The sequence below is a fragment of the Flavobacterium sp. genome, from assembly GCF_013823965.1.
In the GTDB taxonomy this organism is placed as follows: domain Bacteria; phylum Bacteroidota; class Bacteroidia; order Flavobacteriales; family Flavobacteriaceae; genus Flavobacterium.
This window is the reverse complement of the sequence record NZ_PNNA01000044.1, coordinates 30535-54078: the sequence shown is the minus strand read 5'-3', so window position 1 is coordinate 54078 and position 23544 is coordinate 30535. Positions and strand designations below refer to the sequence as shown.

Sequence of the window (23544 nt, the reverse complement as noted above, 5' to 3'; positions counted from 1 at the left end):
TATGTCTTTTGAATTTCTAAAAACCAATCTACAAATAGGGGATGTTTGCAATTTATTACAAGAAGATAATAATCTTTTTGATAAATATGGAAGATCACTTGGATATTTAATATTAAATGATGGAAGGGAATTAAACGAAATTATGATAAAAGAAGGCTATGCAAAGCCATATAACGACGTTTTTTGTGAAAAGCTTCCAATGTATCAGGAATGGAATTTACAAGCTAAAAGCAGGCTAAAGGGACTTTATTCAATTATAAATAATTTTTAAAGTTGTGTAGTAAGAATGTGGGCTAAATGTGGGCTAAAATTAGAAATAAAAAACCCTAACTAATTGAAAATCAATCGTTAGGGTTTTAATTCAGCGGAGAAAGAGGGATTCGAACCCCCGGACCTGTTACAGTCAACAGTTTTCAAGACTGCCGCAATCGACCACTCTGCCATTTCTCCAGTAAGACACAATCATTTTCTGATTGCGGTTGCAAATATAAGAACCTTTTTTTGTTTTACAAAAACTATTTTTAATAAAAATAACGGCTATTGGGATACTGTTTTTTAATGGTTTCATTTCCTTGGTTTTATGTCAAAATAAAACCAAAATAAAATGAAGAAATAGGCTTAATATTGTACGTATTCTTCAATTTCCAGTCCGTATCCAATCATTCCCACGCGTTTGGTTTGCTCGGTATTTGACAATAAACGAATTTTCGAGATGTCGATGTCGTGTAAAATTTGGGCACCAATCCCAAAATCCCTGTTGTCCATCTTGATTTGGGGAGCCTTGAAAATACCTTTGCTTTGCAATTCTTTCAATTCAACGATGCGGTTCAATAAATCGACAGATTGCGTGTCTTGATTGATGAACAAAACGGCGCCTTTTCCTTCGGCATTGATCAATTCAAAAAGATCGCATAATTTCTTGTTCGCATCATTCGTCAATGTACCTAAAATATCATTGTTGATCAAGGTGGCATTGATGCGGGTCAACACGGACTCGCCAATGTTCCAAGTCCCTTTGGTCAGGGCAATATGGATGCGATTGTTGGTGGTTTGCAAGTAGGCTCTCAGTCTAAAGTTGCCAAAACGCGTCTCAATCTCGAAATCTTCTTTCTTGATGATTAAACTGTCGTGCTGCATTCGGTAGGCAACCAAATCTTCTATGGAAACCAATTTCAAGTCGAATTTCTTGGCCACTTTGACCAATTCGGGCAATCGTGCCATCGAGCCGTCTTCATTCATGATTTCCACAATCACGCCGGCCGGTTTAAACCCCGCCAATCGTGCGAAATCTATGGCGGCTTCTGTGTGTCCGGTTCGTCTTAAAACGCCTCCCTGTTTGGCTATTAATGGGAATATGTGGCCTGGTCTGGCCAAATCGTATGGTTTGGTGTTTGGATCTACCAAGGACAAGACGGTTTGTGCCCTGTCGGCTGCAGATATTCCTGTCGTGACGCCATGGCCTCTTAAATCTACCGAAACGGTGAAAGCAGTTTCCATGGGATCCGTATTGTTGTTGACCATCGCGTGCAATCCTAATTCCTTGCAACGGCTTTCCGTCAATGGGGCACAAATCAATCCACGACCGTGGGTAGCCATAAAATTGATCATTTCGGGGGTTACTTTCTCGGCAGCAGCCAGAAAATCGCCTTCATTTTCCCGACCTTCATCATCCACGACAATTATGATTTGACCTTGACGAATGGCTTCGATGGCTTCTTCAATGGTATTGAGTTGTATTTTTGGTTTAGTCATGACGGGTTTTTATTTGGATGGTGGAAATACTTTTTGAAATATTTTTTGAAGGGGAGCCATTAGGATGTCCAAGTTGATTAATCCAATATCGTTCGTGGCTCTATAAGTCAATAATATGGCCAACGGCGACAAGATTAGGGAAGACATCCAAGCACCCAGAAATGGGGCTAGCTGGTCTTCCTGCGAGATTCTCTTGCCGAAAGTATTGATGAAATGAAAAGATATAAATATCAATACGGCAAAAACAATGGGCAAACCAAGACCTCCTTTTCTAATGATGGCACCCAAGGGAGCTCCTATAAAAAACATCAAGAAACAGGCAAAGGCAATTACAAATTTGTCGTAAAAAGCCAGTATGTGGCCGTTGATGTTTTTCTGCTTGTTGTTTAATTCAACATTGGTTCCTTCGATGCTAAACATCGTGCTTTCAACGGTAGTTGCTGCAAATTTCAAGATGGTCAATTGCTCGTCCGCTTTGTACAAGGACAATATATTGTTGGGAAGCGGCTTAAGGGTCTTGTTTTTGGGAAGCGGGGAAAGTACCGTGGTATTTCTTGGAATTCCTATGCGTTGATTGATGTTTTCCGAAAAGGACAAAATATCGGTATCCCGGTTTTTGTGCAAGGAATCCAGGGTGTAAGTGAGTTCGCTTAAATTAAGCATAGTATTGGTATTGCTTATGCTGGCGTCATCCACGTTTACGGCATTCAATTTAGACAAATCAATGTTGATGATGTATTTCTTGAAGGAACTTTTTGCAAAAGGAACCTTTTTTCGGTCTTCGTAATTTTTTGGAGTGACATCTTCATAATAGTATCCGTCATTTAATACCAATTGCAGGGTGCTGGATTTCTCGCTGCTGATCAATTCTCCATTTTTGGCCCTGATTACGGTTTTGCTCCCATCACCCATGGCTGATTTCTTGTGGATGGTAATTCCGGTAAGAATATTTCCGTTGTTGCCGGACTTTTTGTTGACCTTGATGGTAAATAAACCCACATCGCTAAACTGTCCTTCGGCAATGGCCATCGCAGGTTTTAATTGGGCAATGTTTCTTCTGAAATTGATAAATTTGTATTCGGCATAGGGAATGACGTTATTGGCAAACAAGAAAGCGACGATGCTCAATAGCGATATGAAGATAATCAAGCTTTTCATGGCTCTTTGAAGTGAAATTCCAGCCGATTTCATCGCGGCAAATTCGTAGTTTTCCGCCAAATTCCCGAAAGTCATTATCGATGCCAACAAAACGGATAAGGGAAGTACCAATGGCACTATCCTTGGCATTGCAAACAACAAGAACTTGAGAACCATTACCAAATCTAGGTCCTTGCCCGCTAATTCTGCTATGAACAACCACACCGATTGCAGTATGAATATAAAAAACAGGATTACAAATACCATGGTAAATGTAGTCAGGAAGGTCTTTAATAAATATTTGTCAAGAATTTTCACCTAAGGCTAATCTAATTTATTGATGTAGTAATTTGGATATTTACTGGCAACAAAGGTAAATTGATTTTTTGACAAAGGTTGGTTGGTTTTAAAAGAATTAACGGTCAAAGTGGTTTTTGTTCCCTTTTTACCCGTTTCAATCAAATTATAGATGTGTTTGGTTTGCACGTCAATGCCCAGCAATATCTCTTTTCTCTGGTCTTTGGCGTTCATTGGAATCAATTTGATGTATTGGATTTTTCGGCCTTTGATGTCTTCCAATTTATCCATTGTACATTTATAACCTGAATTAAAAAAAGTCAACATCTTGGATGGCGTTACGGCACTGTCGTCATTTTCATTCACGGATGAAATGGTAACTTCTTCGTCTTCGGGAACGATGGTGTAGCTTTTCTTGCCGTCAAAAACCTTGGTCACTCCCATAAAATTCAATACATATTGATTGCCTTTCAGGGTCACATTCCCTTTACTGTCTTGATGGATGTTTTCTTTGGAGTTGTGTAAAGAATATTTAAAGTCGATTACTATGTTGTCGTAACTTTTTACAATGGCTGTTACTTGGTTCAAAAGATCCTTGGCTTTCTTGTCTTGTGCTTGTATGGAGATGCTGAAAAGGAGTAAGGCAATAATTTGAAAAGACTTTTTCATTTTGTTTTTTAATTAATTTTGTTCGTTGTTGAAAAATTGATCAAGAGAACTCATGTCGGGAATGTTTACATTTCGTGCTTTACTGCCTTCAAATGGTCCCACAATTCCGGCAGCTTCTAATTGATCAATCAATCTACCGGCCCTGTTGTAACCCAATTTGAGCTTTCTTTGCAGTAATGAAGCCGAACCTTGTTGGGCATTCACGATAACTTCGGCGGCTTCCCTAAACAAAGCGTCTCTTTCGGAAATATCCATATCAAGATTAATGCCACTTTCTTCTCCAATGAATTCTGGAAGCAGATAAGCGGTTGCATAGGCTTTCTGTGAACCGATGAATTCGGTTATTTTTTCTACTTCAGGAGTGTCGATAAAGGCACATTGTACGCGCACCATGTCATTTCCATTGGTGTAAAGCATGTCGCCTCGACCTATCAATTGATCGGCTCCTTGACCGTCAAGAATGGTTCTGGAATCGATTTTTGATGTTACCCTGAACGCAATTCTGGCGGGGAAATTGGCTTTTATCAAACCGGTGATAACATTTACCGAAGGTCTTTGCGTGGCTATGATCAAGTGGATTCCAATGGCTCTGGCCAATTGTGCCAATCTGGCAATCGGGGTTTCCACTTCTTTGCCAGCGGTCATGATCAAGTCGGCAAACTCGTCGACCACCAATATGATGTAAGGTAAAAATCGGTGTCCGTTTTCTGGATTCAACTTTCGAGACTTGAATTTGTCGTTGTATTCCTTGATGTTTCGAACCATTGCGTCTTTCAACAGCGAATAACGATTGTCCATTTCCACGCAAAGCGAATTCAAGGTATTGATTACTTTGGCATTGTCCGTTATGATGGCATCGTCCGTATCGGGCAATTTGGCCAGATAATGTCTTTCGATTTTGTTGAAAAGCGTTAATTCTACCTTCTTGGGATCGACCAAGACAAACTTGATTTCCGCAGGATGTTTTTTGTACAGCAAAGAAGTAATCACGGCATTCAAGCCAACTGATTTTCCTTGTCCGGTGGCTCCAGCCATTAATAAATGGGGCATTTTGGCCAAATCAACGACAAACGTTTCATTAGAAATGGTTTTTCCCAAAGCAACGGGCAATTCCATTTCGGCTTCCTGAAATTTGGCGGATCCAATGACGCTTTTCATCGAAACCATCGTTGGATTCTTGTTGGGAACTTCAATACCGATAGTTCCTTTTCCGGGAATGGGAGCAATGATACGAATCCCCAATGCCGAAAGTGACAAGGCAATATCGTCTTCCAGGCTTTTGATTTTTGAAATGCGGATTCCGGCTTCCGGAACGATTTCATATAATGTAACCGATGGGCCAACGGTGGCTTTTATTTGTGCAATTTCAATCTTGTAATTGCGAAGGGTTTCAACAATTCTATTTTTGTTTTCTTCTAATTCTTCCTGGTTGATGGTGATTCCTCCGGTCGAATATTCTTTTAATAAATCAATCGTCGGGTATTTGTAATTGGATAAATCCAATGTGGGGTCAAACAATCCAAAATCGGCGACCAGTTTTGAAGCCAAATTTTCTTCAATAATATCTTCTTCGGGCGCTTTTTCAATAACAAAACTCTCGTCGTTGGTATGAATAATTTCGGGCGTGACATAAGGAGGAGGCGTTGCTTCCATTGGAACGGTCTTCAAACTAATTTCCGAAGGATTACTGATGGTGGGCTTTAGCGCTTCTTTGTTGAGTTCAAATTGGGATCCCGTAGTTTTTAAATGAATTCCATCGATTAAATCTTCCTCTTCGGTTTCTTCAACGGCATATTCTTCCAAATTATAAGCACTTGCGGCAGTACTGCTTGCTGTTGCCGAACTTAAATCTGCTTTGATTTCTTTCTTGGTATTTTCGAAAAAAGTCTTTATTTTTTCAGGAGACACCTTGATTTTGAATATCAAATAGAGGATGAGTCCAAAGAAGAGCACCAATAAAGTGCCTGTTTTTCCAATGTAATCTTGCGAAAACAAATTCAATTCATAACCAATGGTTCCGCCTAACTCGGGTAGGGAAGTGGCAAAAAATCCGAACAAAACCGAAAGGACAATAATGACGAACAAATCCCAAAACCAAATATTTTTCAGTTTTCGTATTGAAATATCAAGTACTAAAAACAGTCCCGTCAGGAAAAACAATCGTACAAACAGGAATGAGGCAATCCCAAAACCTTTGTAAACAATGGCATCTGCCAGGAAAGCACCCACTTTTCCCAACCAGTTTTGAACGGTTTCATTTCTGTCCGTCAATTGGTTTACGGCGCTTTGATCGACTTGTCCATAAATGTAAAAGGAAATAAAAGCAAGCAATAAAGCAATGGAGAACAAGACCAAGAGTGACCCAAAAACAATTTTGTATTGCTTAGAGATTACCCAAGGTTTTTTGCTCACGGATTTTGAATCGGTTTTCTTGTCTGGAGATTCCTTTTTTATTGTTTTGGCCATTCTTGATTGAACTATTTGCTATAAAAATTTAGGTACATATATAATTAATCCAATTACAATCGCCGTGATGGCAGCAAAAAATACCGCCCCAGCCGAAATGTCTTTTATGAATCCAATGCTCTCGTGATAATTGGGATGAACGAAATCGGCTATTTTTTCTATAGCGGTATTCAATCCTTCGACACTCATCACTAACCCAATGGCCAAAGTTTGAAAAAGCCATTCGGTTGCCGTAATATTCAAACAAAAACCGGCGATCGTCATCAAGATTGCAATGGAAAATTGCACCATGATACTGTGTTCGGTCGTGATTAATTTTACGGCGCCATTAAAAGCATAGGTGACGCTTTTAAGTCTCCCGCCAACGAGAGAATTATCTTTCTGGAATTCCATTAAATGGATGTTAAAGTGAAGCTAATGCTGCTTCATAGTTGGGTTCATTTGCAATTTCGGGAACTTGTTCCGTATGTACAACCGTTCCTTTTTCGTCAACTACTATGATTGATCTAGAATGTAAACCGGCCAATGCGCCATCAATAATCTCCAATCCATTGGCTTTGCCAAAACTTCCTTCTTGAAAATCTGATAAATTGACCACGTTTTCCAATCCTTCGGCACCACAAAAACGTTTTTGCGCAAATGGCAAATCTCTTGAAATACACAATACTTTTGTATTTTCTAATTGGCTCGCTTTTTCGTTAAATTTTCGAACCGATGTGGCACAAGTCCCGGTATCAATGCTTGGAAAAATATTTAAAACTAATTTGCTTCCTGCAAAATCGCTCAAAGAAGCGATGGAAAGATCGTTTTTTACTAATTTGAAATCAGCCAGTTTTGTGCCAACTTTTGGTAATTCACCTGAAGTGTGTATTGGATTTCCTCCTAATGTTATTGAAGCCATGTTATTTGTTTTTTAATGAGGTTCAAAAGTATGAAAATTTATTTAGGATTTACGATTTAGGATTTACGATTTGCAAATTTGATAAAAAAAACGCTCTCATTACTGAAAGCGTTTCCTTGTTGTTTTTATATGCTGTTTCGCACTAATTGGTGAAATTCATCATAAATTATTTGTCGATTGAACCCAGAACACGTTTCATGAAAGTATTCAACGCTTCTTTTTTATCCATTCCGCCCTTGATCATTTTTTGAACTTCGAGTGCGCCGTACATATTGGAAATCAATTCGCCTATAACGTCCAATTCTTCGTCTTTAAGGGAAGAAACTTCGGTTAAAGCTTCCAATACTTCGATGGTTTCAATGAGATAATCTTGGTCATTTTCTTCAATGAATTGAGATAAATGTTTGATTACGGGTAACTTCATGATTATTTGATTTCGTTTACCAATTCAGCCAAAACTTCTACTTTGTTAGTTTGGGTTTCGTTGACCAATGCGCCATTTACGAAAGTGGCAAAAGTGGGCAAATTACTTACGTTGGCCAGTTTTCTTGATTCTGGAGAATTCTCGGCATCTACCAAAACAAAGGTCAAGTTTTCATTTTCTGAAGCCATCTTTTTGAATTTTGGTTTCATGATGCGGCAATTTCCACACCAAGAAGCCGAAAATTGAACGACCACTTTTTCATTATTGGAAACTAAATCTTGTAACGTGTCTTCGTTTAATTCGATTAACATGATTTTCTCTTTTATGAATTAGTGTGAACCTAAATAAGCAGCAGTACTTTTTCTGTCAGCGTGCATCGCATCTTTTCCTTCTTCCCAGTTTGCTGGACAAACTTCGCCTTTTTCTTGAACGTGTGTGTAAGCATCAACCAAACGCAAATATTCTTTTACGTTACGTCCCAATGGCATGTCGTTTACGCTTTCGTGGAAAATTTTCCCATCTTCATCAATCAAATAAGTTGCTCTGTAAGTCACATTGGAACCTTCAACCAAATAGGTGTCGGCATCTTCATTGTAAGCACCAGCTTCAGCATCCAAAATTCCTAAAGCAGCTGATAAATTTCTTGTTGTGTCGGCAAGGATTGGATAAGTGACACCTTCAATTCCACCGCTGTTTTTTGGAGTGTTCAACCAAGCAAAATGCACTTCGTTGGTGTCGCAAGATGCGCCAATCACAATTGTGTTTCTTTTTTCAAATTCAGGCAAAGCTGCTTGAAAAGCGTGTAATTCTGTCGGACAAACGAATGTAAAGTCTTTTGGATACCAAAAAAGTAATACTTTCTTCTTGTTGTTTGTTGCTTCTTCGAAAATGTTTATTTTCAAATTATCGCCCATTTCAGAGATGGCGTCTACTGTAATACTTGGGAATTTTTTTCCTACTAATGACATTTTTTTATGATTTAAAGTTGTTATTTTTTATTTGATACAAAGATAATTCAAAACAGATGTTTGTAGGTATAAATTTTTATTATTAATTTTTATACAATAATAGTTATTTCTTATGATTATATTTCTATACCATTAATAACTACAGGCAAAGTTCCTTTGCATTTAGTGTTTTCAAGTAATTGTCGGGCGGCACTTTCTTGAAATTCAGTGAAATCCTGATATACTTGTATGATGCCCAATGCAGACTCCAAATTTGGAATCACTTGCAAAGCATAAGGATTTCCAAACACATACAAAACACATTTTTTGGTTGAAAATAATTTTCCTAAAAAAGTTAAAACAGCATCGTCAATATCAAAATTATTCAAAGGTTTGGCCTTTGGCACAAAAAGAGAAAGTAAAATAACGTCAAAATCAGCCAGATCTTTTTCCAATGCATCAATGGTATCCTTGTCTACTGTTTCCAATGCAAATTCTGGAGATGGAAGCGCAGTGGATAAAGTTTTGAAAAAGACGTTGTCCGTATTTTTATAAAGACTTATTTTGGCCAGTTCTTCATTATTTTTGGCTTCAAAAAGAGCCAAACTATTATGGTTGTCTTTTATTTTGGTGACGCAATAAGTTGCAATTTTTTTGTTTAAAGCTGAAGCCATTTCAAAATTCAAATTTCCTTGGGGCGCAAAATCACCATCAATGATTCCTGCTTTTTGTTTGCATTTCCATAGTCGGTTGAAGCTGGCTTCAATCCTTTCCGGCCTGGCATTTTTTAGAATTTCTTGAATGCCTTCGGCCACGTTTTCGGCGAAACACAAGACATCATTTCCAGCGTTGAAAGCTTCCCATTCCAGTTGTCCTTTAATGTCGTATAATTTGCAAACGCTGTGCATGTTCAAGGCATCGGAAATCACCAATCCATCATAACCCAACTGCTTTCGTAAAAGGTCTTCAATAATGGGTTTTGATAATGTTGCCGAAGTATTTTTGCCATCATTCAATGCTGGAACCGCCAAATGTCCAATCATGATCGAATCGACATCATTTTCTATTCCTTTGATGAACGGAAACAATTCGTTGTCCATTAATTGTTCCAAGGTTTCTTCCAAAATGGGCAATCCCAAATGCGAATCGACACTGGTGTTTCCGTGACCCGGAAAATGTTTCAGGCAACCCAAAACCCCGACATCATTCATTCCTCGCAAATATTCAAGTGCAAAACGAGCCACTTTTTCCTTGTTTTGACCAAAGGAACGATAGCCAATCACGGGATTGTTCGGATTGTTGTTGATGTCTGCCAAAGGCGCCAAATTGTAATGAATCCCTGCTGATTTCAAGTCCAATCCAATTTGTTTCCCTACTTCGTAAACCAAATTTTTTGTTCTGCTCGGCAAAGCGCCAAGAGTTATGGCATAAGGATATTGTGGCGTTTTTTCGACCCGCATCGCTAATCCCCATTCCGCATCGATACTCATCAAAAGTGGCGTGGTGGCACATTTTTGAAATCGGATGACTAGTTCTTTTAGACGTTCGTAACTGTTGTCGTTGAAAACAATTTTTTTCTTGGATTCATAGTTGGTTGCGGCACTGGCCCTGCTATGAAAAAAGGTCAGTCCACCAATGTGGTGTTCCTTGATTAAACGTTCCGTTTCTTGAAAGTTTTCCTCGGTGTCGTTGATGAAAACGGCCGGGAAAAAGAATTGTCCTATTTTTTGTTCTAAGGTCATTATTTTAGAATTTTATGCTTCTGTTTTTTTTCCATAATCCTTTGGAAAAATCAAAAAGCGTGACAAGATTAGCCCTGGAATAGTGGCCAAAAGCACCCAAATAAAGAAATTTCCATAGCCTAAATATTGTTGGATATAACCGCTCAACATTCCGGGAAGCATCATTCCCAAAGCCATAAATCCCGTTGCAATGGAGTAGTGGGAAGTTTTGGATTCGCCTTCGGCAACATAGATCAAGTACATCATAAAGGCGGCAAAACCAAAACCGTAGCCAAATTGTTCTACAATAACCACTGCATAAACATAATAAATGGAGGCTGGATGAAAATGGGCCAACAATATAAAACCAAGAATAGGCAAGTGCATGGTCAAAATCATGGGCAACATCCATTTGGTTAAACCTTGTTGTGATATGGCAATTCCTCCTAAAATTCCACCCAATAATAAAGCAATAAGTCCAAAAGTTCCATAAATTAATCCGACATCTTCGGTTTCTAGCCCCATTCCTCCGGCGCTTTTTGGATCAACTAAAAAAGGAGTTATCATTTTGAGTAATTGTGATTCTCCTAATCGAAACACAAGAATAAATGCTAAAACCAATCCGATTTGTTTCTTTTTAAAGAAACTTCCAAAAACGGTAAAAAAACTTTTTTGTTCGTCTTCAGCTTTTGTTTCGATCGTGTTTTCTTCGATTGTAGGTGTGGAAAAGAAATTGTAAACGGTCAAAAACACCATTAATATCCCCACTAAAATCATAGTATAGGACCAGGCTTTTGTATTGTCACCGTATTTATGTTCCAAATATCCTGCAAAAAGAACAATAAGTCCATTTCCGGTCAACATTGCCAATCGATAACAGGTATTTCGAATTCCTAGAAAAAGGGATTGTTGTTCTTTTTGTAAAGCCAATAAATAGAATCCGTCTGTGGCCACATCATTAGATGCAGAAGCAAAAGCGGCTACCCAAAAAAGGGCTAAACTTAAGAGGAAAAAATTATTTAACGGAATCGTGAATCCAACGATTAAAAACACAATTGAAATGATCATTTGCATGGACAAAAACCATTTTCTTTTGGTTCCGTGCAAGTCAATAAACGGACTCCACAACGGTTTTATGACCCATGGCAAATATAATAAACTGGTATATACTCCAATGTCTTCATTGCTGATTCCAAGTTTTTTGTACATCAATACAGAGACCGAAGTAATTATTATATAGGGAAAACCCGATGCGAAATTTAATAAAGGTATCCAATACCAAGGCTTGTTGTCTGTATTCATTTGGGTTATTTTCGGTTGGTTAATTTAGGATTGTAGGTGTACTTTCGTTGCCGTAAAAATCTACGAAAGTAAGGGCGCAAGTACTGTTTTCTTCCCCATTTTTAATTGGAATATTGATTAAAATAGTATCACTTTTTGTTGCTAAATTTATTTTGTCGATGATTTGGCTCGGATTGTTCACGTCTATTTTTGAATCTTTATTGGCGCGATACACCATGATGTAACGCACTTTGCTGTTCAATGGATATTTGATGGAAAAACTGGAATTGGCAGCTTCTTTTTTGACATTGTCTATCATTGGACTGTCCATTACAATTTGCTTTGAATTGGGAACCACGTTCGGAAGTGCAGGATATTTATATTGATTTGCCTTTAAAAGGTTGGTCACATTTTGATTTTTGTTCACGAACCATTTGGCACTGAAAAAAGCATTTCCTTGAACGTTTTTGTAGGTTCTGGTAATGTCTATTTGGTTTGGAATTTCGTACGGATTGTTCCATTTCTTGTCGGAATCGGCATTGATTTTATAGGTTCCGTTTCCAATGTAGATAGCCGTGTTTTTAGAATTTTCTGACCACCATTTCAACAGTTTCGAATAGGAAACTTTAGGATGATCCAAGCTCCAGTAAAGTTGCGGAACCAGGTAATCTATCCAGCTGTTTTGCATCCATGCCAATGGATCTGCATATAAATCGTCATAATTGGTTTGTCCGGAATTGGTGTCGGAACCCTTGGGATCAACCGATTTGTTGCGCCAAACCCCAAATGGGCTGATGCCAAATTGTACCCAAGGCTTGATATTTTTTATGGAAAGAGAAACACATTTGACCAAGTTGTTCACATTCGAACGTCTAAAATCATCCAAACTAAGGCCGTCACCGTATTTCACATATGCCGCTTTGTCATTAAAAACTTCTCCAGGAACTTTATATGGATAAAAATAATCGTCAAAATGAATGGCATCGATATCATAATTTCGAACCACTTCATTCACAATGGTGACCAAATGGGTTTGAACCTCGGGCAAGGCCGGATTATAATAGTATTTCCCGGCATATTTAATCATCCAGTCGGGATGTTTGTAAAAATCATGGTTGGGACTCAAGTTTTCCGTTTTCAAGTCCATCGTGGCACGATAGGGATTTAGCCAAGCGTGAAATTCGAAACCTCGGGCGTGAGCCTCTGTTATCATCCATTCGAGCGGGTCGTAGTAGGGGCTTGGCGCTTTTCCTTCTTTTCCAGTCAAAAAACGGGACCAAGGAGCCAAATCAGTAGGATAAAATGCTTCTCCGGAACTGCGGATTTGCACGATTACGGCATTGTAATTCAGTTTTTTATAGGTGTCCAAAATTTCGATAAAATCGGCTTTTTGTTTTTCGACGGCGTCAATATTAGCCTTTGGCCAATCGATGTTGGCTACGGTGGCTATCCAAACTGCCCGGAATTCATTCTTGGGATTTGTAATTTTTTCTTGTGCATTTCCTTTCCAAAACGAAAGGAAGACAAGGGAAGCCAGTACTAAAAAAGACTTAATTTTATTCATTATTATTTGTATTATGTAAAAATCAAAAGTAGTTTTTTTGAAGAAGTTTATCCCATAAAATTTGATAAAATTCCACTTTTTATCATTCAGCAATTTCTTTGCCAAAATACTAAAAGACTTTTTTTGATGGTTAAGCGGTTTAGACCTTTTTACAACATTAAACTTTAAAAAACATTTTCTTTTTATAAAAATACCATAAAACTAGAGACCAGAAAGTAATGTTCAACAATGCCCACACAAGTGAGGCTACTTTTGGATCATCAAAATGAGGCACAATGCAAAATTTATTCAAGTAGGTTTGTAGTCCTATTTGCTCGGGAATTTCCTCTAAATTACTTGTAATATACTCTGGATTAGCCACTTTTATGGAGGATAAAACACGAGGTAATATTCCCGAAAGAAAGAAAACAATCATTGGATTTACTCCCCAAAACAATATTGGAGTTGTCCATTTTTTATATCCTTTGATATCAATCATATAATAAAAAGAAGCCAAAAATAATGTGGCAAAACCCGCTGTGTAAAGTACAAATGAACTCGTCCACAATGATTTATTCATGGGGAAAAATTGATTCCAAATCAAACCTAAAATAACCAAAGTCAATCCTGTCCCAAACATTTTTAGGGCTTTGTCATTTTTAGGCAAATTACTATTTAACAATTGACCGACTAACAAACCTACGATTCCGTTTGCTATGGCTGGAATTGTGCTAAGGATACCTTCTGGATCCCAAGTTTTGGATGATGCCCAAAGATGATTTTCCAATAATAAATTATCAATCCAACCGGCTAAATTGGTGCCTTTGTCTAAATTTGCAGGTCCAAATCCGGGTACAGGTATTAGTGTCATTACTGCCCAATATCCGAGTAATAACAGGGCAACAGTAAGTATTTGACCTTTGATGTTGGTCTTTAAATACACCAATGAAGCAAAAAAGTAAACGAGGCCAATACGTTGCAAAACACCAGGCAATCGAACCTCTTGATATGCTTCAATACCACTAAAAGCCAGAAACATAAAAATAAAAAACAAAGCCAAAACCAAATACAATTTTATTTTTTGTTCAAAATTTCCAAGTAAAGCATAGGCTACTATTCCCGTGATAATTAGTTTTGAGAGTAGTAGGGGATAGCCCTCTAGATTGAATAGTTCAATTTTTCCATAGAAACCCAAAAACAATCCTAGAGAAATAATTCGCAAGGAGCGTGTCAGTATTTTCAAAAAAGTTTGCTGATTCAGCTCTTTGGTGACAATCGCAAGAGGAATTGCTGCACCAAGTATGAATATAAAAAAAGGAAAAACCAAATCGGTGGGAGTACAACCATTCCATTCGGCGTGTTCTAGCGGAGCAAAAATATTGCCCCAACTTCCCGGATTATTTACCAAAACCATCATCATAACGGTAATTCCTCGCAAAACATCCAGTGAAATAATACGTTCTTTCATATCTTATTTTTTATTGTTTAATTTTTTGACTGATTCATTTTAATATCATTATCGTGGCAATGAAATTTTGCCCATGCAAACAGATGGTATTCCATTTTTTAAATCAAATTGTGAGTCGCCTCCTGCCAAGGTTTCATTTGCCAGAATTGCAAAAAGAACGGCTTCTTTTGCATCGCCAGAAAACCCCAAATCATTTATATTTCTAAATTTGCAAGGCAATAATTCTGTTAACCATTGCATCAGCAATGGATTGTGAACACCGCCACCTGACGCATAAATTGTAATTTCTTTAAGATCTTGATTGCTATTTGCCATATTTATTTCGACTGCTTCAGCAATTGTTTCGGCGGTAAAACGAGTTAATGTAGCCAATAAATCTTCGACAGATATGTGTTTATTATTGCTTTTGTTCAAGGCATTTTCCACATATTCCACACTAAAAAGTTCTTGTCCTGTTGATTTTGGAAATTTATTTTTAAAAAAATCATCGGATTTCAAGGACTGCAAAAGGGCTTGATTTACAGTTCCTTTTTTTGCGATTTCAGCATCTTGGTCATAAGTTTTATCTGGGAAATATATTTTCACGAAATTGTCTATCAAGGTGTTTCCGGTACCCGTATCGGTCACGATAATTTGGCTTGGATTCCTGTTTGCTGGTAAAAAAGTGAAGTTCGAGATTCCTCCAATATTGAGCATGATTCGATTTTCGTCTTTTTGTCCAAAAAGAAAATAATCGCCATAAACCGCCAATGGAGCGCCTTCACCACCAGCAGCCACATGTTTTTGACGAAAATCCGAAATGGTTATAATACCTGTTTTTACTGCAATATGGTCACCATCTCCAATTTGAAGTGTCGCATTTGGAAAACCCTCGAGTTGATGCAAGTTTTTGGGAGCATGAAAAACCGTTTGTCCGTGAGAGGCTATGGCATCTACTTCATCAGTAGTGATATTCCATTTTTTCAAACATTCCAAAACCATTTCCCCGTGAACTGTTCCTATAATTTCGTTGAGTAAAACAAGATCCTGAAAAATAATTTCTTTTTTAGTGAATACCTTTCGGATTTGGTCTTTAAATTCAGAGGAATAGGAAATTGTTTCAAACTCGACCAATTCCACTGCCGTGTTTTCTCCTGAATTTGAAATTTTGCAAAAAGCCACATCAAGTCCATCCAAAGAGGTTCCCGACATCAATCCAATGATGCTTCGCGTTTCTTTTTGGGCATTGGTAAACAATTTTTGAATATTTGCATTCATGCTATTTATTTTTTAGAAATTATTTAATTATGGCGTCTTGTATAATTTTCTGGATTCCCTCCCTTATTCTTTCTTTAGCTAAAAAATTCACTCCACCAGTGGGAACATCAGAATAGGTTCTGTTGGATAAAAACACGTAAACTATTTCTGTTTCTGGATCGGCCCAAGCTATATTTCCAGTAAATCCTGTGTGGCCAAAACTTTGTTTCGACACACAATCGCAAGTTGGATAGCCTTCGTGTTCAAGTTGTGGTTTATCAAAACCTAAGCCTCTGCGAATTCCTTTATCACAATAATGGCACTTGTTGAAAGTGTCAAAAGTTTGGTCTGAAAAATAAATTTCTCCTCCATAACTTCCTTTTTGCAAATACATTTGCATCATTTTTGCAACATCCATCGCGTTAGAAAATAAGCCTGCATGTCCTGCAATTCCTCCCATCATGGCCGCTCCCATATCATGAACATGGCCTTGAATTACTTGTTGTCTAAAATAGGAATCTATTTCTGTTGGAACTATGTTTTTCTTCTCAAATTTTTGCAAAGGATTGTACAAAGTATAATTCATTCCTAGTTTATTGAAGAAATTCTCATTGGCGATTTCGGGTAATTTTTTGCCTTTTGCATATTCAAGATATTCTTTTAACAATATGAAAGTCAAATCACTATAAACAAATTCTTTCTTTGAAGAAACTTTAGATTTTACAATTCTTTCCATTATGGTATCTCGATAATCATTTCTAAGGTAAAGACTATCGGCTACTTTTATGTTAAAATTCGAAAGCGGTTTCTTGCTGTAATATTTGGCAGAAGGTTTATTGTCTTTATCAAGAGTCGCTTGGTAAAAAGGAATCCAAGCCACTAAACCTGCGGTATGTGTTAGCAAATCAATAAATTTTATGTCTTTTTTATTGGAATTTGCAAGTGGCGGATACATATCTCCGAGTCGAGTTTCGAGATTTATTTTGTTTTTATCAAATTCTTGCATCACGTTTGGCAACGTTCCCACCATTTTTGAAATAGAAGCCAAGTCGAATAAATCGGTATTTGAAACCGCTTGATTCTTCTCGTAAGTATGATAACCATAGGATTTTTGCATTATCACTTTTCCTTTTCGTGCCACCAAAATTTGAATTCCCGGAGCCATTTTTCCATCAATTGCTTTTTTTGCAATGGAATCAATTTTAGACAAAATCATGGGATTCATGTCTACATTTTTGGGAGTCGAAAAGCCTAATCGATCTAATTTTTGGGTTGTTAATCCAGAATTAATTTCGAAATGTTTACCAATAGAAACGGGCAATTTTCCTTTGGACTGTATTGCTCCAAAAATCAATTCGGCTGAAACAATCTGGGAAATGTCGCAATTTTGATACGAAAGCACTATTCCTTCAATGTTTTTTATCTTTTTTAAAGGCAAAAGTGTATATGGTTTTGCAAAAACATCAAGAATCACCTTGTTTTTCTTTGCGATTTTCTGCAAATTTTCCAATTCCAGTTTAGTAAAATCGTGTTTTGCCCAAGCCTTGTCCGATTTGTGAAACCCAACAATCACGGTTTTGTATGCTTTCAAAACGATGTTTAGGCTATCAATATTTTTAAACGGAATTTCGGTAACGGCGGTGTATTTTTTCAAAGTAGAAACAAATTCACTGTTGCCGGCATCTCCAAGTTTTACATAAGCTATTTTTTGATTGAGGTCTTTTAGGGGTAAAATTTCGTTTTTATTTTGCAAAACGGTTACGGCATTTTCATAAAGTTCGTATTGTAAAGCATCATTTTCAATAGGATTTATGTCTTGCAAAAGATTTTTGGTGTCAATTGGTTTAAAGGTATTCAAACCGGATTTGAATTTATACCGCAATATTTTTTTCACGGAATAAGCCAGTCGTTCTTCCGTAAATTGGTTTTGATTGTATGCATTTCTAATTTTTTCAATCGAAAGCGGAACATTTTCCGAACAAAGCAAAATATCATTTCCCGCAAGGAAGCAAGCCAGTTCCAAATCGCCGGAAGGTTTGAAATTAGCCGCTCCTTTCATGGGTAAACCATCCGTGAAAATCAATCCGTCAAATTCCAGTTTGTTTTTCAAAATATTGGTAACCAAATTGTACGAAGCCGTAGTTGGAGTATTTGGCACTTTTTCCATGCTTGGAATATTCAAATGCGCCACCATAACGGACACTAGACCTTCGTCGAACATTTTTTTGAAGGGATACATTTCGACTAAATCAATTCTACTTTCGGAGAAATTGAGTGTTGGCAATAATTTGTGCGAATCGGTTGAAGTGTCTCCATGTCCCGGGAAATGTTTTCCGGTACAAAAAACGCCTTCTTTTTGTTCACCCGACATCAAAGCGATTGCCTTATTGGTCACATTAATTTTGGATTCGCCAAAAGAACGATTTCCTATGATTGGATTATTTGGATTTGTATTGATGTCGATTACGGGAGCAAAATTAAACTGGATTCCCATTCGTTTATTTTCCTTGCCCATTGCACGTCCCACTTTTTCTATCAATTTTAAATCCTGAATGGCTCCAAGAGTCATGTTCCAGGGATATCGATAGGTAGAATCCAGACGCATGCTAAGACCCCATTCGGCATCAATTGCAATGAATAAAGGAACTTTGGCTTTGGATTGAAAATGATTGGTTAATTGCGCTTGACGAATTGGTCCTCCTTGAAAGAAAACCAGTCCACCCACTTTATAGTCTTGAATTAATTTGTCAATTTCTTTTTTGTGCAGGCTATCTTTGTTGGAATAGGCAGAAATCATGAACAATTGCCCAATTTTTTCATCAAGCGTCATTTTGTTGTAAATACTGTCTACCCAACGAGTTTCTGCATCGGTAACTTTGAAAAAATCAGTTCTTTCCGATTTGTTTTTTCGGATATAAACTTCTTTGTTTTCTTCAAGGGCAAGGTTTTCTTTTTTGCTTCTAAAACTGGCACAATTTGTCATGAACATAAACAATGTCAATAAAATTGCTCCTTTGGCAAAACAAGATTTCTTGAATTTTTGAATATTCAACTTCATGTTTTTCTATTGATTGTCATTCTTATATGCAGCCAAAGCTTGTCGAACGCTTCCGTATTTTTTTAGTAACTCAGCGGCTTTTTCTATATCTATGTTTAACTCGTCAACAATCATTTCGGCTCCTCTATTTACTAATTTTTTGTTTGAAAGTTGCATGTCAACCATTTTGTTTCCTTTGACACGGCCTAACTTTATCATTACTGAAGTGGAAATCATGTTAAGGACTAATTTTTGAGAAGTTCCTGCTTTCATGCGGGAACTACCGGTTAGAAATTCTGGACCAACCACCAATTCGATTGAATAGTCGGCAATTTCAGACATAATTCCCTTGCTGTTACAGTAAATGGCTCCCGTTATTAAATTATTTTCTTTGGCTTTTTGCAATCCTCCAACAACATATGGAGTATTTCCTGAAGCTGCCAAACCTATTACCACGTCATTTTCTGTAATATTAAAAGTTTGTAAGTCTTTCCAAGCTTGCTCCGCATCGTCTTCTGCATTTTCTACTGCTTTTCGAATTGCGGTGTCTCCTCCTGCAATAATTCCGATGACCATTTCATGGGAAACACCAAAAGTAGGCGGACATTCCGATGCGTCAAGGACGCCAATTCTTCCTGAAGTTCCTGCGCCGATATAAAACAATCGTCCTCCGTTTTTCATTTTTGGAACGATGGCATCCACGAGTTTTTCAATAATTGGAATTTGTTGTCTAACCACTTCGGCCACTTTATAGTCCTCTGCGTTGATGTTTGTGAGCATTTCACGTGTACTCATTTTTTCAAGATCTGAATATAATGAGTCAATTTCGGTATCTGGTTTCATATTTTTCATTTTATTTTTTTGTTTTATACTCAAAATAGTATTGTTTTAATTTTAGTGATGGATGTTATTCTATTGGATTGCGTTTATTGTATTTTATTTTCATTAAATCATGTCTTTTGTTCTGGGTTTTTAACCTCGATAAAAATTCTAAGTAATCTTTATTTCTTCTTGGACTCCATAAAATTTCACTTAAAGCATCTAATCTCGGGAATAACATATATTCTACTTTTGCTGGGTTAGAAATGTATTCTGACCATAAACAACCTTGCGCTCCCCATATAAATTTACTTTCTTCTTCATTTAATTCTTTTGGAACCGGATCATAATTATAAACTGTTTCAAGCAAAATAGGTCTAGTTGCCGTCAAGCTGTCCTCTTTGACAAACTGGGCATGGTTAAAGTATAATGATGCGTTGGGAGTCATAATTACGTTATGTTTTTCTTTTGCGGAGGTTATGCCTCCTTTTTCTCCTTGCCAACTCATTACGACAGCATTTGGCGCAAGCCCTCCTTCGAGAATTTCATCCCAGCCAATAATATTTTTTCCTTTGCTGTTCACGAATTTTTCAATTCGTTTTATAAAATAACTTTGTAAAGCATTTTCGTCTTTCAAATTATTCTCTTTCATGATTTGCTGGGAAACGGCAGATTCTTTCCACCATTTTTTATCACATTCATCGCCTCCAATATGAATGTATTTTGAAGGAAACAAATCCATCACTTCGGTCAAAACATCTTCTAAAAAACGGAATGTTTCCTCTGTTGGCTGTAATACATTATTGAATTTTTTGAAAATACCCCAAGTTTGGGCAACTTCTGTCGGGATAGAAGGAGTCGTTCCAAATTGCGGATAAGCTGCCAAAACGCCCATACTGTGACCCGGCATTTCTATTTCAGGAATAATCGTTATGTATCTATTTGATGCATATTTTATAACTTCCTTGATTTCTTCTTGTGTATAAAAACCACCATATCGAATGTTGTCGTTTCCTGTTCCAGGATACAACCCAATGATGCTGCTGTTGCGCCAAGAACCGATACTAGTTAATTTGGGATATTTTTTTATTTCAATTCGCCAACCGTGATCATCGGTCAAATGCCAATGAAAATAATTCATTTTGTGTAAAGCAAGATAATCGATGTATTTTTTGATAAAAGCAACATCAAAAAAATGACGACTTACATCCAAGTGCATTCCGCGATAATCAAATCTAGGATAATCAGTAATGGCAACGCTAGGAATTTTTATGGCTGTTCCTTGTGTGTAAGGCAAGAGTTGAATAAGCGTTTGGATGCCATAAAAAACACCATTGGCTGATGCAGAACGAATTTTTATCTCCGACTTGTTAACGGTCAATGAATATTCATTCAGGTTATTCGATAATTCACTATCAATTTCCAATTTGATGGTTGAAACTGAATTTTCAGTAACATTGGCAGTACTGTTTAAATTTACATTCAAGTACTTTTTTAAATAATCATTCAAAAACGAAACGCTGTTTTTCAAAGAATCCGAAGCAATTATTTTTGTACGTGCATCCAATGAAAAAGGTTTTTCCTTGATGTTTAGTTTCACGTTCACTGGCGCAGGAATTAAGTCCAATTGCTGTGCTGAAAAGGTGAACGACAAAAGCAAAAAGCAAAAAAGAAAGATTTTTTTCATGACATTTTATTTTATTACATTAACACTCACACATTATTCTTCGGGAAGTTCCATCATCAAATAATTCCATAATGGCATAAGCCGGCGCAAATTCTTGAAAATTACCTTTCCACCATTTGCCGCTAACAGCTCCATTATTATAATATTTAACTCCTAAATATTCAATTTCATCTTGCAAATGAATATGTCCACTGATTCCTAATCTCACATTTGGATGTTGAATAAAAAGTTCCTTCAATTGTATAAAATCTGTGTGCATTAAATTTCGCTTTAATAATCGATCACCATTTGGCTCATTTTTTTCAAAAAACAAACCAGCACAAATAGATAATATGGGAATATGCGATACAATACAAATATGATTGTCTTTCGGAATGGCATTCAATGTTTCTTTTAGCCAAACAAATTGTTCATCGTCAATTTTTGCAATATAGCCTCCAAGAGGGTTTAATTGGGTGCTGTCCAAAACGACAAAATGCCATTTACCACTTTGAAATTGATAATAACGCTTAGGCATTTGTAAAGTTTCCACAACCCAGTTTTTTCCGTAAAGAGGTTCATTATCAATGCCTGGAACCTTCGAAAACCAACCCCATATATCGTGATTTCCAATGCAATGATGGATAGGTAATTTGTTATTCTCATTTAGAATTCTCTTAAAAATATCCCATTGCAATTGGGTTTCTTCCTTATTTGCCTCAAGTGAATCCATAATAGAGTCACCTCCATTGATAATGAAACTAGGACTGTCTTTTAATGAATTTACAGATTGCAACGCTTTTGCCATTCCGGATTCAGGAATAATGCCTTTTTTTACATGAATATCTGAAAGATGAGCGAACCGAAGGGGAGTGGATTTCCTGCTTTCTGTAGGTGTTCCAAATCCTAATAAAGGAACAGCAGCCGAAAGCAAAGATGTTTTAATAAAAGTACCTCTATCCATTTTCTGCTATTTATAAATTAGATACTGCTGTCTCATTTTCTTGAAGTTTTCCAAACCTTCTTTCCAACTATTTCTTATCTCTTCTTCAGAAAGTCCTGCTTCTATTTGCTGCTGTAATTTTTCATTTCCAGCACGTATGGAAAACTTTCTTTTGTCGAAAAATTTAGATTTATCTGCAGTTGTTTGGTATGCCTTGATGAGCCATTTAATTTCCAACCTGTTAATTCTTGGAATTGCTGATAAATCTTCTCCATTGCATTTTATTCCATTATACAAAGGGTCTTTGTCACCAAAATTAGGTTTTGGAGTAAATGCAAAATCGCTTTTTGGTAAATCAGGAGAACCATAAATTTGGAATTGTTTCTCAGTTCCACGTCCCATGCTTACATTAGTGCCTTCAAAAAGACATAAACTGACATATAAATTGATGGATTGGTCATTGGGCAAATTTGGCGAAGGCCTCACTGGCAAGCTGTAACTCTTGCTTCTGTCGTAGTTAAGGCAAGGAATAATTGTTAATTTGCATTGAATTCCATCTTTCAACCATTTTTCTCCATTGATCATTTTTGCGTGTTCGGCAAAAGTCATTCCGTGAAGCAATGGAGTAGGGTGCATCCCAATTCCACTTTTGAAAGCAATGTCCAAAACCGGCCCGTCAACAATGGCAATATTTGGATTGGGGCGATCCAATACAATTAAGGGGATGTTGTTTTCTGCACAAGCTTCCATAATTCGATGCATGGTGGAAACGTAAGTGTACAAGCGGGTTCCCACATCTTGCAAATCAAAAACCATGATGTCAATGCCTTCCAATTGTTCTGGTTTTGGTTTTTGGTTTTTTCCATAAAGAGAGACAATTGGCAAACCTGTTTTTTGGTCAATATCATCAGATACGTGTTCACCAGCATCGGCAGTACCTCGAAATCCGTGTTCTGGAGCGAAAATGGTCTTGATTTTAATTTTTTTCTCCACCAAAAAATCAACCAAATGTTTTTTATTGGTCAAAATTCCCGTTTGGTTGGTCACTATTCCAACTTTTTTGTTTTTCAACAAGGGCAAATAGGCCTTGAAATTATCGGCACCCGTAACAATTTCTTTTCCTGATTTTATTCCAGATTCCAGTATCGGATTAGCATATCCAAATAGGGAAATGAATAAAAAAAGACTTGCGATATTTTTAGTGATTTGATTCATAAAATGCTCTTGTTAATTAGTT

The 23544-nt window shown here is 37.1% G+C and carries 20 protein-coding genes and 1 tRNA gene; 1 reads left to right on the top strand and 20 read right to left on the bottom strand.

What is annotated here, in order from left to right; all coding sequences use genetic code 11:
* On the top strand, nucleotides 1–271 hold a 271-nt coding region (locus C0430_RS05150), incomplete at its 5' end, for a thermonuclease family protein (protein WP_290866176.1).
* Between the two features lie 94 nt (nucleotides 272–365).
* Here the strand turns inward: C0430_RS05150 and C0430_RS05145 are convergent.
* The 20 genes from C0430_RS05145 to C0430_RS05050 all read right to left on the bottom strand — a co-directional run bounded on the left by C0430_RS05145 (nucleotide 366) and on the right by C0430_RS05050 (nucleotide 23522).
* Nucleotides 366–450, bottom strand: a tRNA-Ser gene (locus C0430_RS05145).
* 168 nt (nucleotides 451–618) lie between these two features.
* On the bottom strand, nucleotides 619–1752 hold the full coding sequence (gene ribB, locus C0430_RS05140; RefSeq protein ID WP_290866174.1) for a 3,4-dihydroxy-2-butanone-4-phosphate synthase: 1134 nt from the start codon (nucleotides 1750–1752) through the stop codon (nucleotides 619–621).
* A gap of 9 nt (nucleotides 1753–1761) precedes the next feature.
* On the bottom strand, nucleotides 1762–3207 hold the full coding sequence (locus C0430_RS05135) for an LptF/LptG family permease (RefSeq protein ID WP_290866172.1): 1446 nt from the start codon (nucleotides 3205–3207) through the stop codon (nucleotides 1762–1764).
* A gap of 6 nt (nucleotides 3208–3213) precedes the next feature.
* Nucleotides 3214–3855: an outer membrane lipoprotein carrier protein LolA gene (locus tag C0430_RS05130; RefSeq protein WP_290866170.1), complete on the bottom strand. Its 642-nt coding sequence runs from the start codon at nucleotides 3853–3855 to the stop codon at nucleotides 3214–3216.
* Nucleotides 3856–3867: 12 nt separating this feature from the next.
* A complete protein-coding gene (locus tag C0430_RS05125) occupies nucleotides 3868–6321 on the bottom strand; it encodes a DNA translocase FtsK (protein WP_290866168.1) in 2454 nt (817 codons plus the stop codon).
* A gap of 18 nt (nucleotides 6322–6339) precedes the next feature.
* A complete protein-coding gene (locus C0430_RS05120) occupies nucleotides 6340–6714 on the bottom strand; it encodes a diacylglycerol kinase family protein (RefSeq protein WP_290866166.1) in 375 nt (124 codons plus the stop codon).
* Between the two features lie 10 nt (nucleotides 6715–6724).
* Nucleotides 6725–7222: a thiol peroxidase gene (gene tpx / locus C0430_RS05115; protein WP_290866164.1), complete on the bottom strand. Its 498-nt coding sequence runs from the start codon at nucleotides 7220–7222 to the stop codon at nucleotides 6725–6727.
* A 166-nt stretch (nucleotides 7223–7388) separates the two neighbouring features.
* Nucleotides 7389–7646: a hypothetical protein gene (locus C0430_RS05110; protein ID WP_290866162.1), complete on the bottom strand. Its 258-nt coding sequence runs from the start codon at nucleotides 7644–7646 to the stop codon at nucleotides 7389–7391.
* Between the two features lie 2 nt (nucleotides 7647–7648).
* Nucleotides 7649–7957, bottom strand: a complete 309-nt coding sequence (locus C0430_RS05105) for a thioredoxin family protein (protein ID WP_290866160.1) — start codon at nucleotides 7955–7957, stop codon at nucleotides 7649–7651.
* An 18-nt stretch (nucleotides 7958–7975) separates the two neighbouring features.
* Nucleotides 7976–8614 carry a peroxiredoxin gene (locus C0430_RS05100; RefSeq protein ID WP_290866158.1) on the bottom strand — a complete coding sequence of 213 codons (639 nt, stop codon included), beginning with the start codon at nucleotides 8612–8614 and terminating at the stop codon, nucleotides 7976–7978.
* A gap of 116 nt (nucleotides 8615–8730) precedes the next feature.
* Nucleotides 8731–10335: a glycoside hydrolase family 3 N-terminal domain-containing protein gene (locus tag C0430_RS05095; protein ID WP_290866156.1), complete on the bottom strand. Its 1605-nt coding sequence runs from the start codon at nucleotides 10333–10335 to the stop codon at nucleotides 8731–8733.
* A 12-nt stretch (nucleotides 10336–10347) separates the two neighbouring features.
* Nucleotides 10348–11616 (bottom strand): MFS transporter, encoded by a 1269-nt coding sequence (locus tag C0430_RS05090; protein ID WP_290866154.1) that lies wholly within the window; start codon nucleotides 11614–11616, stop codon nucleotides 10348–10350.
* Nucleotides 11617–11635: 19 nt separating this feature from the next.
* Complete coding sequence (locus C0430_RS05085; RefSeq protein WP_290866152.1) at nucleotides 11636–13159, bottom strand: family 10 glycosylhydrolase; 1524 nt, start codon at nucleotides 13157–13159, stop codon at nucleotides 11636–11638.
* Between the two features lie 157 nt (nucleotides 13160–13316).
* Nucleotides 13317–14606, bottom strand: coding sequence for a DUF5009 domain-containing protein (locus C0430_RS05080; protein WP_290866150.1), 1290 nt, complete (start codon nucleotides 14604–14606; stop codon nucleotides 13317–13319).
* Nucleotides 14607–14654: 48 nt separating this feature from the next.
* Complete coding sequence (locus C0430_RS05075) at nucleotides 14655–15863, bottom strand: anhydro-N-acetylmuramic acid kinase (protein ID WP_290866148.1); 1209 nt, start codon at nucleotides 15861–15863, stop codon at nucleotides 14655–14657.
* Between the two features lie 19 nt (nucleotides 15864–15882).
* Nucleotides 15883–18900, bottom strand: a complete 3018-nt coding sequence (locus tag C0430_RS05070; RefSeq protein ID WP_290866146.1) for a glycoside hydrolase family 3 N-terminal domain-containing protein — start codon at nucleotides 18898–18900, stop codon at nucleotides 15883–15885.
* A 6-nt stretch (nucleotides 18901–18906) separates the two neighbouring features.
* Nucleotides 18907–19731 carry an N-acetylmuramic acid 6-phosphate etherase gene (gene murQ / locus C0430_RS05065; protein ID WP_290866144.1) on the bottom strand — a complete coding sequence of 275 codons (825 nt, stop codon included), beginning with the start codon at nucleotides 19729–19731 and terminating at the stop codon, nucleotides 18907–18909.
* A 55-nt stretch (nucleotides 19732–19786) separates the two neighbouring features.
* Nucleotides 19787–21385: a beta-N-acetylhexosaminidase gene (locus tag C0430_RS05060; protein WP_290866142.1), complete on the bottom strand. Its 1599-nt coding sequence runs from the start codon at nucleotides 21383–21385 to the stop codon at nucleotides 19787–19789.
* Nucleotides 21386–21404: 19 nt separating this feature from the next.
* Entirely contained in the window at nucleotides 21405–22328 is a 924-nt protein-coding gene (locus C0430_RS05055) for a metallophosphoesterase (RefSeq protein WP_290866140.1), read from the bottom strand.
* Nucleotides 22329–22334: 6 nt separating this feature from the next.
* Nucleotides 22335–23522, bottom strand: coding sequence for a DUF1343 domain-containing protein (locus tag C0430_RS05050; RefSeq protein ID WP_290866138.1), 1188 nt, complete (start codon nucleotides 23520–23522; stop codon nucleotides 22335–22337).
* Between the last annotated feature and the right edge of the window lie 22 nt (nucleotides 23523–23544).

Coding starts and splice junctions, on each gene's coding strand:
- ribB (WP_290866174.1), bottom strand. CDS start 1,752: ATGACTAAACCAAAAATACAACTCAATACCATTGAAGAAGCCATCGAA.
- C0430_RS05130 (WP_290866170.1), bottom strand. CDS start 3,855: ATGAAAAAGTCTTTTCAAATTATTGCCTTACTCCTTTTCAGCATCTCC.
- C0430_RS05125 (WP_290866168.1), bottom strand. CDS start 6,321: ATGGCCAAAACAATAAAAAAGGAATCTCCAGACAAGAAAACCGATTCA.
- C0430_RS05120 (WP_290866166.1), bottom strand. CDS start 6,714: ATGGAATTCCAGAAAGATAATTCTCTCGTTGGCGGGAGACTTAAAAGC.
- tpx (WP_290866164.1), bottom strand. CDS start 7,222: ATGGCTTCAATAACATTAGGAGGAAATCCAATACACACTTCAGGTGAA.
- C0430_RS05110 (WP_290866162.1), bottom strand. CDS start 7,646: ATGAAGTTACCCGTAATCAAACATTTATCTCAATTCATTGAAGAAAAT.
- C0430_RS05105 (WP_290866160.1), bottom strand. CDS start 7,957: ATGTTAATCGAATTAAACGAAGACACGTTACAAGATTTAGTTTCCAAT.
- C0430_RS05100 (WP_290866158.1), bottom strand. CDS start 8,614: ATGTCATTAGTAGGAAAAAAATTCCCAAGTATTACAGTAGACGCCATC.
- C0430_RS05095 (WP_290866156.1), bottom strand. CDS start 10,335: ATGACCTTAGAACAAAAAATAGGACAATTCTTTTTCCCGGCCGTTTTC.
- C0430_RS05090 (WP_290866154.1), bottom strand. CDS start 11,616: ATGAATACAGACAACAAGCCTTGGTATTGGATACCTTTATTAAATTTC.
- C0430_RS05085 (WP_290866152.1), bottom strand. CDS start 13,159: ATGAATAAAATTAAGTCTTTTTTAGTACTGGCTTCCCTTGTCTTCCTT.
- C0430_RS05080 (WP_290866150.1), bottom strand. CDS start 14,606: ATGAAAGAACGTATTATTTCACTGGATGTTTTGCGAGGAATTACCGTT.
- C0430_RS05075 (WP_290866148.1), bottom strand. CDS start 15,863: ATGAATGCAAATATTCAAAAATTGTTTACCAATGCCCAAAAAGAAACG.
- C0430_RS05070 (WP_290866146.1), bottom strand. CDS start 18,900: ATGAAGTTGAATATTCAAAAATTCAAGAAATCTTGTTTTGCCAAAGGA.
- murQ (WP_290866144.1), bottom strand. CDS start 19,731: ATGAAAAATATGAAACCAGATACCGAAATTGACTCATTATATTCAGAT.
- C0430_RS05060 (WP_290866142.1), bottom strand. CDS start 21,385: ATGAAAAAAATCTTTCTTTTTTGCTTTTTGCTTTTGTCGTTCACCTTT.
- C0430_RS05055 (WP_290866140.1), bottom strand. CDS start 22,328: ATGGATAGAGGTACTTTTATTAAAACATCTTTGCTTTCGGCTGCTGTT.
- C0430_RS05050 (WP_290866138.1), bottom strand. CDS start 23,522: ATGAATCAAATCACTAAAAATATCGCAAGTCTTTTTTTATTCATTTCC.